At 71.5% G+C, this 12,984-nt stretch carries 12 protein-coding genes; 6 read left to right on the forward strand and 6 right to left on the reverse strand.

Annotated features, from left to right (window positions below; genetic code table 11):
• The first annotated feature begins 165 nt into the window (after positions 1 to 165).
• Positions 166 to 2,022 carry a family 20 glycosylhydrolase gene (locus tag AOK08_RS14260; RefSeq protein WP_055525916.1) on the forward strand — a complete coding sequence of 619 codons (1,857 nt, stop codon included), beginning with the start codon at positions 166 to 168 and terminating at the stop codon, positions 2,020 to 2,022.
• Between the two features lie 58 nt (positions 2,023 to 2,080).
• On the opposite strand, the gene AOK08_RS14265 is transcribed toward AOK08_RS14260, so the two are convergent.
• Positions 2,081 to 2,839 (reverse strand): FadR/GntR family transcriptional regulator, encoded by a 759-nt coding sequence (locus AOK08_RS14265; protein WP_079054022.1) that lies wholly within the window; start codon positions 2,837 to 2,839, stop codon positions 2,081 to 2,083.
• A 233-nt stretch (positions 2,840 to 3,072) separates the two neighbouring features.
• On the opposite strand from AOK08_RS14265, the gene AOK08_RS14270 reads away from it, so the two are divergent.
• Both AOK08_RS14270 and AOK08_RS14275 read left to right on the forward strand, forming a co-directional pair.
• Positions 3,073 to 3,828, forward strand: a complete 756-nt coding sequence (locus tag AOK08_RS14270) for an SDR family NAD(P)-dependent oxidoreductase (RefSeq protein ID WP_055525917.1) — start codon at positions 3,073 to 3,075, stop codon at positions 3,826 to 3,828.
• 56 nt (positions 3,829 to 3,884) lie between these two features.
• Complete coding sequence (locus tag AOK08_RS14275; protein ID WP_055525930.1) at positions 3,885 to 4,859, forward strand: aldo/keto reductase; 975 nt, start codon at positions 3,885 to 3,887, stop codon at positions 4,857 to 4,859.
• A gap of 155 nt (positions 4,860 to 5,014) precedes the next feature.
• Here the strand turns inward: AOK08_RS14275 and AOK08_RS14280 are convergent, their stop codons facing one another.
• Positions 5,015 to 6,442 carry a lipase maturation factor family protein gene (locus tag AOK08_RS14280; RefSeq protein ID WP_055525918.1) on the reverse strand — a complete coding sequence of 476 codons (1,428 nt, stop codon included), beginning with the start codon at positions 6,440 to 6,442 and terminating at the stop codon, positions 5,015 to 5,017.
• 125 nt (positions 6,443 to 6,567) lie between these two features.
• Between AOK08_RS14280 and AOK08_RS14285 the strand changes: the two genes are divergently transcribed.
• The 3 genes from AOK08_RS14285 (at position 6,568) to AOK08_RS14295 (ending at position 9,870) form a co-directional block, all read left to right on the forward strand.
• Complete coding sequence (locus tag AOK08_RS14285) at positions 6,568 to 6,822, forward strand: hypothetical protein (protein WP_055525919.1); 255 nt, start codon at positions 6,568 to 6,570, stop codon at positions 6,820 to 6,822.
• 65 nt (positions 6,823 to 6,887) lie between these two features.
• Positions 6,888 to 8,975, forward strand: a complete 2,088-nt coding sequence (locus AOK08_RS14290; protein WP_055525920.1) for a SpoIIE family protein phosphatase — start codon at positions 6,888 to 6,890, stop codon at positions 8,973 to 8,975.
• A 31-nt stretch (positions 8,976 to 9,006) separates the two neighbouring features.
• Positions 9,007 to 9,870 carry an Fpg/Nei family DNA glycosylase gene (locus AOK08_RS14295; protein ID WP_055525921.1) on the forward strand — a complete coding sequence of 288 codons (864 nt, stop codon included), beginning with the start codon at positions 9,007 to 9,009 and terminating at the stop codon, positions 9,868 to 9,870.
• A gap of 156 nt (positions 9,871 to 10,026) precedes the next feature.
• On the opposite strand, the gene AOK08_RS14300 is transcribed toward AOK08_RS14295, so the two are convergent.
• From AOK08_RS14300 to AOK08_RS14315, 4 genes are all read right to left on the reverse strand, one after another.
• The gene (locus AOK08_RS14300) at positions 10,027 to 10,680 is read right to left on the reverse strand and encodes a zf-HC2 domain-containing protein (protein ID WP_055525922.1); all 654 of its coding nucleotides are present in this window, start codon (positions 10,678 to 10,680) and stop codon (positions 10,027 to 10,029) included.
• 138 nt (positions 10,681 to 10,818) lie between these two features.
• Positions 10,819 to 11,334: a hypothetical protein gene (locus AOK08_RS14305; protein ID WP_055525923.1), complete on the reverse strand. Its 516-nt coding sequence runs from the start codon at positions 11,332 to 11,334 to the stop codon at positions 10,819 to 10,821.
• A gap of 147 nt (positions 11,335 to 11,481) precedes the next feature.
• Positions 11,482 to 12,030: a sigma-70 family RNA polymerase sigma factor gene (locus AOK08_RS14310; RefSeq protein ID WP_055525924.1), complete on the reverse strand. Its 549-nt coding sequence runs from the start codon at positions 12,028 to 12,030 to the stop codon at positions 11,482 to 11,484.
• Between the two features lie 149 nt (positions 12,031 to 12,179).
• Positions 12,180 to 12,656 (reverse strand): universal stress protein, encoded by a 477-nt coding sequence (locus AOK08_RS14315; RefSeq protein WP_055525925.1) that lies wholly within the window; start codon positions 12,654 to 12,656, stop codon positions 12,180 to 12,182.
• Positions 12,657 to 12,984: the final 328 nt, after the last annotated feature.

The raw sequence follows: 12,984 nt of genomic DNA on the forward strand, positions 1-12,984 counted from the left end.
TGCGACACATCGTGCGACGCGTGAGGCGACGAGGCTACTCGCGGGTACTGGGTGCGTCGAGAGTCGTCAGGTGTCGTGGAGTCGGACACCAGGCCCCATTGACAGTGTCCGGGGCGCGCTCGATCATCACACCTCCGAACACCTCCGACGGGCGGGAGCTTTCCGATGAGCAGGTGTCCAAGGCGTCGGCTTCCGGGTGTGCTGGTGACACTCTTACTGCTGGCCGCCCCCGCCCCGGTCTCGGCCGCCGCGCACACAGTGGCGCCGGGCGCCGTCCCGGTCACCGTGCCCGCCCTGACCAACTGGACCCCGGGGGAGGGGAGTTACCAGTACAGCGGTGCCGCTCGTCTGGTCGCCGACTCCGCGCCCGAGCGCCGGGTCGCGGACACCCTCGCCGACGATCTGCGCGACGCGGGCCACGGTGACCTCCCCGTGGTGAGCGGTGGCGCACGGGACGGTGACATCGTTATCGACGTGGCGCCGGGGCGGGCCGAACTGGGCCAGGAGGGATACGAACTCCGGGCGGACGCACGGCTGTCGGTGACCGGTGCGACCGAGAGCGGCGCGTTCCACGGCACCCGCACACTCCTCCAACTCCTCGCCCAGGGCGACCGGATCCCCGCCGGACGCACGGTCGACGTACCCCGCTACGCGGAGCGGGGCGTCGGCGTGTGCGCCTGCTACATCCACATCTCGACGCCGTGGCTGGAGAACCTCGTACGCGACATGGCGTACCACAAGCTCAACCAACTGCTCCTGGAACTCAAGGTGAAGAGCGACAGTCACCCCGAGGCCAACACCTGGGGCTACTACACCAAGGACGAGATACGGCGGCTCGTCGCCCTCGGCGACAAGTACCACGTGGAGATCGTCCCGGAGATCAACTCCCCGGGCCACATGGACCCGTGGATCGAGAACCGCCCCGATCTCCAGCTCACCGACTCCGCCGGCAACAAGCAGCCCAACAGGCTCGACATCACCCAGCCGGCCGCCTTCGCCCACTACACGAGCCTGATCGACGAATACGCGCAGGTGTTCACCAGCGGCTCCTGGCACATGGGCGCCGACGAGTACATGCTCGGCTCCGACTTCGCCCGGTACCCCCAGATACTCCGGTACGCCAGAGAGAAGTTCGGCGCGAACGCCACCCCTCAGGACGCCTTCATCGACTTCGTCAACCGGGTCCGGACCTACCTGGCCGGCAAGGGCAAGGAGTTGCGCATCTGGAACGACGGGCTCACCGGCGCCAACACCGTGCCGGTGGCCCAGGGCACGACGGTCGAGCACTGGCTGGACGTGGCCGTCAAACCGAGCCGGCTCCGAGCCCAGGGCTACTCGTTGATGAACGCCGCCTACGCGCTGTACCTCGTCCGGGGCGGCTTCCACAGCGACACCAGGAGCCTGTACGACCAGAGTTGGGACCCGCGCGCCTTCGAGGGCGAGAAACTCGCCTCCAGCCAGGGCGTCACCGGGGCGAAGATCAGCCTCTGGCCCGACAACGGGCGCGGCGAGACCGAGAACGAGGTCGCCGTCGCCGCCGATCCCGCGCTGCGCCATCTCGCCCAGGCCACCTGGGGTGATCCGCGTCCCGACGCCACCTACGCCGGGTTCACCGCGCGGGCGGCGGCCGTCGGGCACGGACCCGGCCGACGGGACCTGACACGGGTGCCCGTCGCGGACGGGACGTACACCCTGCGGTCCGACGCCGTCTCCCTCGTCGCCGACGTACGGCGCACACCCGACGGCTACGTCACCCTGCGGACCCCGGACGGCTGTCTGGAGGTGCGCGGCGGAAGGCTCACGCTCAACACCCCGCTCCAGCCCGGCACCGCGATCACCGCGCAGGGCTGCGACACCGCGAACACCTTGCAGCGCTGGGAGCTGGAGAGGTCGGCGGACGGCTTCCGGCTCGTCAACGCGATCACCCGGATGACCGTGGCCGTGACGGGCGACGGCCGGCTCGCACAGTACCCGCCGGACCAACACCCGCCCGCCGTCTGGCACTTGGCCATCGTCCGCTGACGCGAAGGGCCGTTGGCGGTCTCCGGGCGCCTGCGGCGAGGCGTGCGCGGGTGCCGGTTCAGGCCGGGGGCTCGTCCTCGGGCGCGGGGATGGCCGCGGACGCGGTCTGGGTCCGCAGCCACTGTTCCACCTGGCCGACGTGGGCCGAGGCCGCCGCGCGGGCCGCCTCCGGGTCGCGGGCGACCAGCGCGCGGTGGATCGCCGCGTGCTCGCGACGGGTGCGGTCGAAGGCGCCCTCCTCCTGGTAGGCGCGCCAGACACGGGCGCGGAGCGTGCGGGAGGAGAGGCCGTCCAGGATCGCCGCCAGGCTGTCATTGCCCGCCGAGGCGGTGATCGCGCGGTGGAAGGCCAGGTCGTGGGCGAGGATCTCCTCGGGATCGTCGGTGACATTGATCGCCGTGAGGTGCTTCTCCACCTCCGCGAGCTGGTCCGGGGTGATCCGGGCGGCGGCCAGGGCGGTGGCCGTCGACTCCAGGATGCGCCGGACCTCCAGCAGCTCGGCCATCCGAGGGCCCCGTGCGAGGTCCGCGACCACCCCGAAGGTCTCCAGCAGATCGCCGGCCTCCAACTGCGTCACGTAGATGCCCGAGCCGTGCCGGGCCTCCAGTACGCCCATCACGGTCAGCGCCCGGATCGCCTCCCGCATCGAGCTGCGCGAGATGCCCAGCCGGGTGGCGAGCTCGCGCTCCGTGGGCAGCCGCTCACCCGGTTCCAGCCGGCCCTCGCCGATCAGCGACTTGATCTGCTCGATGGCGCGCTCGGTCACGGTGCCCTTCTGCGGGGCGGCCACGCCGTTCCTGGCCGGGATCTCGTCCACGCCGTGTCCTCCTGTAGCCGGGTGCGCCGCAGTCTAACCAGAGGGGTGGTCGGACCACTACTCGCAGATTCCCGGTAAATTTGCCCGCCGGGTCTGTTCCGGCCTGGAAGTGGTCTGATAAATATGCGATATTCGGCGACCATGCGGCCGGGGTCCGCCGCGGAGCACATATTCTCCGGCGGTACCCTCCGGGGCGCAGACCTGGCGAAGGAATAGGAAGAGGGGCAGGGAGCATGACCGAGTTCGAGGGTCTCAAGGCGCTGGTCACAGGCGGCGCGTCCGGCATCGGGCTGGCCACCGCGGAACTGCTGACGGCGCGCGGCGCGCAGGTCGCCGTCCTCGACCTGGACCCGTCGGGGGTCGAGAAGCCGCTCTTCGGGTACAAGGCCGACGTCTCCGACGACATCTCCGTACGGGAGGCCGTGGCCGCCGTCGTGGCCGACTTCGGCGGACTCGACATCGTCGTCAACAACGCCGGCATCGGTGCCATCGGCACGATCGAGGACAACGACGACGAACAGTGGCACCGCGTCTTCGACGTCAACGTGCTCGGCATGGTCCGGGTCGCCCGCGCCGCGCTGCCGCACCTGCGGAAGTCCGCGCACGCCTCCATCGTGAACATGTGCTCGATCGGGGCCACGGCCGGTCTGCCGCAGCGCGCCCTGTACGACGCCACCAAGGGCGCCGTGTACTCGCTGACCCTGTCCATGGCCGCCGATCACGTCCGCGAGGGCATCCGCGTGAACTGCGTCAACCCGGGCACCGCCGACACACCGTGGGTCGGCCGCCTCCTCGACTCGGCCGCCGACCCCGCCGCCGAACGCGCCGCGCTGGAGGCCCGCCAGCCCACCGGACGCCTGGTCGCGCCCGCCGAGGTCGCCGGCGCCGTCGCCTACCTGGCGAGCCCCCTCTCCGGCGCCACCACCGGCACCTCGCTCGCCGTCGACGGCGGTATGCAGGGCCTGCGACTGCGGCCGGTGGCCCAGTGAGCACGGCCGACAACACAGCAAGGAGCGTTCCCATGTCCGCACCCGCGCCCATGCCGGTGCACACCCTCGGCCGCAGCGGCGTCGAGATCACCGGCCTCGGCTTCGGCGCCGCCGCCATCGGCAACCTCTTCACCGAGGTCACCGACGAAGTGGCGCAGGACGCCGTCTCCGCCGCCTGGGACGCGGGCATCCGCTACTTCGACACCGCGCCGCACTACGGCATAGGCCTCGCCGAACGGCGCATGGGCGCGGTCCTGAGCGAGCACCCGCGTTCCGCGTACACGCTCTCCACGAAGGTCGGCCGCCGTCTGGAACCCACCCCGGACGCGTCGGGCGACGACCTCGCGGAGGGCTTCGCGGTGCCCGCCACCCATCGGCGTGTCTGGGACTTCAGCGCCGACGGGATCCGCCGCACCCTGGAGGCGAGCCTGGAGCGCCTCGGCGTCGACCACGTCGACGTCGTCTACCTCCACGACCCCGACAACCACGCCGAGGAAGCCTTCCGCGAGGGCTACCCGGCGCTGGAGAAACTCCGCTCCGAAGGCGTCGTACGGGCCATCGGCGCCGGGATGAACCAGGCGGAGATGCTCACCCGCTTCGTCAAGGACACGGATGTCGACGTGATCCTGTGCGCGGGCCGCTACACGCTCCTCGACCAGCGGGCGCTCACCGAACTGCTGCCGGCCGCCGTCGAACGCGGTACGTCCGTCGTGATCGGCGGCGCCTTCAACTCCGGTCTGCTGGCGGACCCGAGGCCCGGGGTGACGTACAACTACACCGCCGCGTCGGGCGAGGTGCTGGAACGCGCCCTGGGCATGAAGGCCGTCGCCGAGCGCCACGGCATCACCCTGCGGGCCGCCGCGCTCGCCTACTGCGTGGCCCACCCGGCCGTCGCCGGAGTCCTCGTCGGCACCCGTTCGGCGGCCGAAGTCCGGGACTGCGCCGAGCAGTTCGCGGTGTCAGTGCCCGAGGCCTTCTGGCAGGAACTCAGGGACACCGGTCTGCTCTCCGACGAAGCCCCCGCGCGGTAGCCGGCCCGGGAGCCGCCCCGCACACCAAGGTCCGCGCCGACCGGAGCGGGCCTTGACCGCCGAGGACGGCCCACCGCGCGCCGGGACCTCACCGTGGCCGACCTCGCGGTGGAGTCCCGCGCGGCGGCGAGTGCCCGGCCGGGTCCGAACCGGACCTACGGACTCCGGGGCGGCCCGGCGGCGAGCCGCGTCGGAGGCATGAACTCCCGTACGTACACCCGCTCCCAGTGCGCCCCCGTGTCCCGCAGCTCCCGCCGGGTCGTGTACCGGTAGCGGAAGAGGCGGGCGCGGACATGGCGCGGGGGAGCGTCAGGCGGGAACGGGGAGCGGCGCAGCAGCCGGAGGGTGTCCCGGTCGTTCTCCAGGAGCCGTTCGACCAGCGCGCCGAACCACGGTCCGGCGTAGGCGGGCGACAGCGCGGCGAACCACATCATCCAGTCGAGCCGCAGATGGTAGGGCGCGAACTGGCGTGGCCGGCGCCGGGGATCACCCGGTTTGCCCTTGAACTCGTACTCCCGCCAGTCGGAGTCCTCGCGCGGCACCGCGTCGGCCGTGCCCTCGACGATCACCTCGTGGCGGATCCGGCTGACGCTGCCGAACGCGCCGTAGGTGTTGACCAGATGGAGCGGATCGTAGGAGCGGTTCATGACCTGGCGGCGCGAGAACATGTTGCGGACCGGGCGGTAGCTGAGGGCGAGCAGTGCCGTGGCGACGGCCAGGACCACGATCTCGTACCAGAGCGGGGTGTCCGGGACCGGCGTCGGCGCGGTGTCCGGGAGGCGTACCGCCGACAGGGCCAGCACGATCGTGAGCCAGTTCAGCCAGGCGAAGTTGCCCGACAGGACCAGCCACAACTGGGTGACGATCATCAGGGCGGCGGCGGCCGTCGCCACCGGCTGGGGGGTGAACAGCAGGACAGGGACGGCGAGTTGGGTGACATGATTGGCGGCCGTCTCGATCCGGTGCACCGGCCTGGGGAGATGGTGGAAGTACCGGCTCAGCGGGCCCGGCATCGGCTGTGTCTCGTGGTGGAAGTCCAGGCACGTCAGTCGCCGCCAGCAGGCGTCGCCGCGCATCTTGATCAGACCGGCGCCGAACTCGACCCGGAACAGGATCCAGCGCAGCAGGAACAGCACCACGACCGGCGGCGCGACCTCGTCGTTGCCCAGGAACACGGCGAGGAAGCCGACCTCCAGGAGCAGCGACTCCCAGCCGAACCCGTACCAGGTCTGGCCGACGTTGACGATCGACAGATACATCACCCACGGCAGCAGCCACAGCGACATCCCCGCCCAGAGCGGGAGTTGCCCGTCGAGCCCGCCCAGCAGCGCCACCGACACCGCGCAGCCCGTCCAGGACCACCCGGCGAAGAAGCGGTCGGAGTAGTGGAGTTGGAACACGCTCGGAGCCTGCCGGAAAGGCACATGGGCGACCAGCCGGGGCACCGGGAGCATGCCCCGCTCGCCGACGAGCGCCCGGAACTGGCGGGCCGCGCCCAGGAACGCGACGAGGTAGACGCAGGCCAGACCCCGCTGGAGGAGCAGACGGCTCAGCCAGTAGTCGGGTGCGGCGAACCACTCCACGCGTGCCGCTCCTCTCGCCCCCCTCTCCCTTCCGGTCTCCCTCCATTGTGACCGTGGGTGACCGTCCCGGCTTGCGCGGGCCGGGTGGGCGACGCAGACAATGGGGAATGCACCGAACCCTTGTCATGGCCTGCATACTCTCCGCAGCCCTGCTCGTCGGCGGCTGGGAGGGCGACCCGCCGGGCGTGGACGTCGTGTCCCCGGACGACTTCGGAGTCGGCACGGCCCTGGACGAGTGCTCCGACATCGGTCCCGACCGGGTCCCGGAGATCCCCGACCTCCCCGACGGCGGCGGTCTGATTCCCGACGACCCCGACGAGAACAGCACCGTGTACGGCTCCTACGTCCCGTACGACCCCTGTGAGGGTTTCGGCGAGTGAGCGCTGACCAGACGAAAGTGGTCGGGTGAGTCGATAAATCGACCAAATGCTGACAAGGTGGGCCCATGGCTGATCGGGGAGCGAGCGCCCTGTCATCCCTGGACGGCCGGCCCGCCCACCCGGAACCGGTCCTGGCGCTCAACCGCATGGGGACGTTCGACTGGGACCTGGACGCGGGTCTGCTCCACATGGACGCCCTGGCCCACGAGATCTTCGATCTGCGCCCCGAGGAATACGACGGCCACCCCGGGAGCCTGAGCGTGCGCGTGCCCCGGATGGAGGGCCTGCGGCTCGACTCCATCGTCGCCGAGGCCATGAAGGACGGCAGCGAGAACTACGGCGCCTACTTCCGCCTCCGCCGCCGCGACGGCACTCTGCGGTGGACCCACACCCAGGGCCACATCCGCCGCGACGAGACGGGCCGCCCGCGCCGGGTCATCGGGATCATCCGGGACGCCACACGGGAGATGCGGGAGAGCCGGGCCCGTACCGAAGAGGCCGCCCAGGACGAGGTCCGGCGCCGCCAGACCAATGTCGTGCAGGTCATCACGGCGGCCCTCGCGCACGCCCGCACCGTGGAGGACGTCATCGACGTCCTCACCGACTCCCACGGTGTGCACCACCTGGGGGCGGCCAGCCTCGTCATGGGCCTCGTGGAGGCCGGCCGTATCCGGCTGGTCGCCGAGGGCCCGGCGGGCGCCTCCGTGCCAGGCACGCAGATCACCCGAATCGACGAGCCCTACCCGATGGGCGACGTCGTACGGACCCTCACCCCGCGGTTCATCGAGTCGCCGGAGGAGTTCGCGGCCGGATACCCGGTCCTGTGGCCGCACCTCACCGACCTGAGGATCACCTCGGCCGCCTATCTGCCGCTCATCGCGCAGGCCCGGCCGATCGGCGCGATGGGCCTGCTCTACGACGACCGGTACGGCTTCTCCGCCGAGGACCGGGCCGTACTCGTCGCGCTCGGCACCAGCATCGCGCAGAGCCTCCAGCGCGCCATGCTCTACGAGCAGGAGAAGGACCTCGCCCAGAGCCTCCAGCAGGCCATGCTGCCGCGCCGCATCCCGACCGTGCCCGGCGCCGACATCGCCGTCCGCTACCGCGCCGCCTCCTCCGGCGGCCTGCTCGGCCGGGACATCGGCGGCGACTGGTACGACGTGATCCCGCTGCCGGGCGGCCGGATCGGCGCGGTCATCGGCGACGTACAGGGCCATGACACGCACGCGGCGGCCGTCATGGGCCAGCTCCGGATCGTCCTGAAGGCCTACGCGACCGAGGGGCACCCGCCCGCCACGGTGATGGCCCGCGCCTCCGTCTTCCTGCACGAACTCGACACCGACCGCTTCGCGACCTGCCTGTACGCGGAGGCCGACCTGTCCACCGGGGTCGTCCAGGCGGTCCGCGCCGGCCACCTCGACCCGCTGCTGCGGCGCACCGACGGCACCTGCCGCCGCGTCCCGGTCGACGGCGGGCTGCCGCTCGGCCTGTCCGCCGAGTTCGGGCGGCTCACCTACCCGGTGACCACCTTCGAACTGGACCCCGGCGAGACCCTGGTGCTGTGCACGGACGGGCTGATCGAGCAGCCGGGCGCCGACCTCGACGACGGACTGCGGACCCTCCGCGCGCTCATCACCACGGGCCCGGAGAGCGTCTGGGACCTCGCCGACCGTCTCATCGAGGTGGCCGACGACCGCAGCGGGGACGACGACGTGGCGCTGCTCCTCCTGCGCCGCCGGGGCCTGGCCGCCGTACAGTCCGGCGGCCGGTTCCAGCAGCATGTCGCACCGGCCGACCCCGACGCGCTCAGCGAGGCCCGGCACATGATCGGCGCGGCGGTCCGGGCCTGGGGCGCCCGGGAGCGGGCCGACGACGTCGAACTGGTGGCCGACGAGCTGATGACCAACGCCCTGACGCACACCGAGGGCGAGGCGATCGTCACCCTGCGGGTGCTGAACGGTTCCGAACGCCGGCTGCGCGTCGAGGTCGAGGACCCCTCCAGCGCGCTGCCGCGCCGCCTGGAGGCGGGGGAGTCCGGGCTCGCGGGGCGCGGCCTGCTGCTGGTCGACCTCCTCACGGACGACTGGGGTGTCGAGGCGCGGGGCGGCGGCAAGGCCGTGTGGTGCGAGTTCGTGGTGCCGTCCACGAGCTGAGCGCCGGGGCGTGCGGTGGCACTCTGGTCCTATGCCGGAACTTCCCGAGGTCGAGGCGCTCAGGGACTTCCTGACCGACCGGCTCGTGGGCCATGAGATCGTCCGCGTGCTGCCCGTCGCGATCAGCGTCCTGAAGACGTACGACCCACCGCTCACCGCCCTTGAGGGCCGCGACGTCACCGCCGTCGGCCGGCACGGCAAGTTCCTCGACCTGACCACGGACGGCGGCCCGCACTTCGTGACCCATCTGGCCCGGGCGGGCTGGCTGCACTGGCGCGACCGCCTCCCCGACGGCCCGCCGAAACCCGGCAAGGGCCCGCTCGCGCTGCGGGTCGCCCTGGAGACGGGCGAGGGCTTCGACCTCACCGAGGCGGGCACCCGCAAACGGCTCGCGGTGTACGTCGTACACGATCCGCTGGAGGTCCCCGGCGTGGCCCGCCTGGGCCCGGACCCGCTCGCCGACGACTTCGACGAGGCGCGCCTGGCCGGTCTGCTGGCGGGGGAGCGGCGGCAGCTGAAGGGTGCGCTGCGCGACCAGGGCCTGATCGCGGGAGTGGGGAACGCCTACAGCGACGAGATCCTGCACGCCGCCCGGATGTCCCCGTTCAAGCTCGCCGCCTCACTCACACCGGAGGAGAACGGGCGGCTGTACGAGGCGCTGCGCACGACGCTCACCGAGGCGGTCGAGCGCTCCCGGGGCCTCGCGGCCGGACGCCTGAAGGCGGAGAAGAAGAGCGGTCTGAGGGTGCACGGCCGGACCGGCGACCCCTGCCCGGTCTGCGGCGACACCATCCGCGAGGTCTCCTTCAGCGACTCCTCACTCCAGTACTGCCCAACCTGCCAGACAGCGGGCAAACCATTGGCGGACCGCAGGATGTCCCGCCTACTGAAGTAAGCCTCTGAGGCAGAGCCCGGGGCTAGCGCCTTGAAGTAGCGCCCCGCAGGGGCGCACTGAAGGGGCGCGGGGCTGTGTTTATGTGCGGCTCCGCCGCGTGGGCGCGACCAGCCACAACGCCGCGGCAGAGACCCTACGACCCATCCAGGCAATTGCTCACTGCGCGTCGAGCGTAACGAGCCGCAAGCCGTCCTCAGCGCGCAGCTCATACCGAGCGATCTGATCCGTGTGAAACGCGGACGCCCCCATCATCGTGCTGGGCCGGGCGTCATGCTTGCGCACTTTCCAGTTCGTCAGCGTCTCCTCCGTGCCGTCGTCCGCGATGGCGACGAGATGACAGGCGCGAGGACCGGCGCCGTCCTTGACCTCCAGCTTGACCAGGCTGCCCGAGGCCGTGTCCTCACTGGTGACCTGCGCCCAGACCCCCGACCGTTCGTCGGTCGCGGCGACCTGCCGCGTCGGGTCCGTCTCGCCGCTCGCCATGATCGCGACACCGGACCCGGACACGGCCAGGACCACCGAGGCGGCCAGTGCGTACAGCAGGCGCCGCCGGCCGGCCTTACGCCGTTTCGCGACTTCGCCGAGCAGCCGGTCCAGAAGCCTGGGACCGGGTTGGGCCATGGGGTGCACGGAGCGCGGCGTGGCCCGCCGGTACAGCAGCAACTGCCGTGCGGAGGGGCCGAATTCGGTTACATGGGCCGCGCACTGAGGGCACTCCATGAGGTGGTCCTCGAAGCGGAACGCGTCCGCCTCGTCGAGCACGCCGAGCGCGTATGCGCCGACGTCGCGATGCAGTTCCAGGGACCTCATGCCGAATCCTCGTGCCGATGGTGCGGGTGGGGTGTTGTTGCTCCCACCCGTACGCACCGGACAGCGGAATCACTCAAGGTCCATACCGAATCGAGACCAAAGTGTTCGGAGCGGAGGGGGCCGCGGATTGGTCGGATTCTAAAAAAGATGGATCGCCAGATGCCCGAGAGGCAGTCCCAGCCGCCAGGCCGGTGTCCACACCTTCGGTCCGTCGTCCTCTCCGGGCACCGGCCCGCCTCCCGGCACGGCGTCCAGGTCCGGGGCGAGCAGCTCGGTCTCCTCCAGCCAGCGCCAGGCGGCGGCGGCCAGATCCAGATCCGGTGCCGGCGCCTTCGCCTCGAGTGCGTCGGCCGCCAACCTTGAAATACGTGTCCGGACCCAGTCCTGCCACGGCTGGTCGTACGCCGTGAGCGAAAGCCACTTCTCCAGTTGGGTGATGACCCGGATGCCCGAGAGTTCACCGCTGGTGTCGGACAGGAAGATGGTGAGCGCCAGCGCGTCCCGACCCGCGCGGAACTCGAAGGACGTGGGCGGCATCAGGTCGCCCGTCCGCAACAGCTCGTCGGCGATGTACTCGGCGTACAACCAGGCCATGGGGACGGTGAGTTCGTCCCCGCCGGTGCCGTCGGTGCTCTCTTGACCTCTGTGCAGCATCCCTTCCTGCCTTCCTCCGGTGCGTGCGCGTCGCCCGACCTCGGGCCCCCGGGACTTCGCCCGGTTCGGACACGGATGAAGACAGCAGATTGCTCAACCATGGTCCTCAGCAAGGGACTTTGCCGAGGTTTGACCAGGCCTTCGGTTTCACCGCAGGTCGGCCGCATAACCCGGAAGGACTCGCCGCAGGGCGCGCAGCGCGTAATACGCGCGAGACTTCACCGTACCGGGCGGAATACCGAGCGCCGTGGCGGCCTCCGCCACACTCGCCCCCTGGAAATACACCAGCACCAGGACTTCACGGTGCTCGGGAGTGAGTGTCTTCACAGCCTCCCGCACATCGAGCGTCGCCGCCGACCGTTCCGCGTGATCGGCACAGACCCGAGCCGTCTCCAGGATCGCGTCCCCGACCTCGGCGGGCCGCGCCCGCCGGGCCCGCCGCGCGTCGATGGCGAGCCGCCGTCCCACGGTCAGCAGCCACGGCCGCACGGAGGCGAAGTCGCCGGCGCGCAGCGCCTCGGGGTGCTGCCAGGCGCGTACGAGGGTCTCCTGCACCAGATCCTCGGCGCGCTGCCGGTCGCCGTCGCACAGGCGCAGCAGCAGCGCGAAGAGCGGTCGGCCGTGCTCGCGCTGCAGCGCGGCCAGCTCGTGCTCGGCGGTCGTCGTCCCGTGGGTGATGGTGGTTCCGGCCGTCATGGCCGTATGGCATCGCAGGGTCACGGTCCGGGACAGACCACGGACCGGAGTGTGCGGCGGACGGTCGGACCCGTCGGCGAACGGTGCGACGAACGGTCCGAACGGCGGATTCCGAATCCGCGCGGCCGTACGACGGGCCGGCGGGGCCGCTACGGCACGACGGTGACCGGCCAGCGGCCCGCCTTCACCAGCCGGACCGCGACCGAGCCGATGATCCGATGGCCCGCCTGCTCGGACGCGCCGACGACCACCGCGTCCGCCTTGAGCTCGTCGGCGGCCCGCACCAGGCCCGCGTACGGGTCCCCGCGCAGGGTGTGGAACTCCCACCGGACGTCGAAGATCCCCTTGACCTGCTCGGTCGCCTCCCGGATCTGCGCCATGAGGTCCTCCGCGATGTCCTCCGTCGCCTCCGCCACGGGCACCCCGAACGCGGCTCCCGCCCCCGGCACCGGCTGTACGTACACCAGGGCGAGCAGCGCGTGCTGGCGCCTGGCCAGCCCCGCCGCGTAGGCCGCCGCGCGGAGCGAGGAGTCGGAGCCGTCGACGCCGACCACGATGACCTTCGGCCCGTCCGTGCCCCGCTCGAACCGATGCCCGTCCCGGGGTGCGTGCTGGTGTTCCGTCACGCCGCGAGGCTATCCGGAGCGTGGTGTCGCAGGACACGCGGGGCGGGCCGGTCCGGCACCCGGCGCCGGGATCCGGCCGTCGTGGGCTTCCAGAGGAAGGAGCGGGCGCGTACTGGTCCAGGCGGGTGCTTTCCTGCCGCCGCACCGGTGTCGATGCGGGGCGTCAGTACCGGACCGGGCGACTGATGACACATGACGAACGATCAGTTGTTCACCCGGCGCCGGGTGTTGATGATCGGCGGGGCCGCCGCCGTGGGAGCTGCCGGCACGGCCGCGCTGCTCACCACCGGCCAGGACCCGACCCCGGCCGCCCGGCCCGCCGCAGGCC

It is taken from the genome of Streptomyces graminilatus, from assembly GCF_001418565.1.
Lineage (GTDB): Bacteria > Actinomycetota > Actinomycetes > Streptomycetales > Streptomycetaceae > Streptomyces > Streptomyces graminilatus.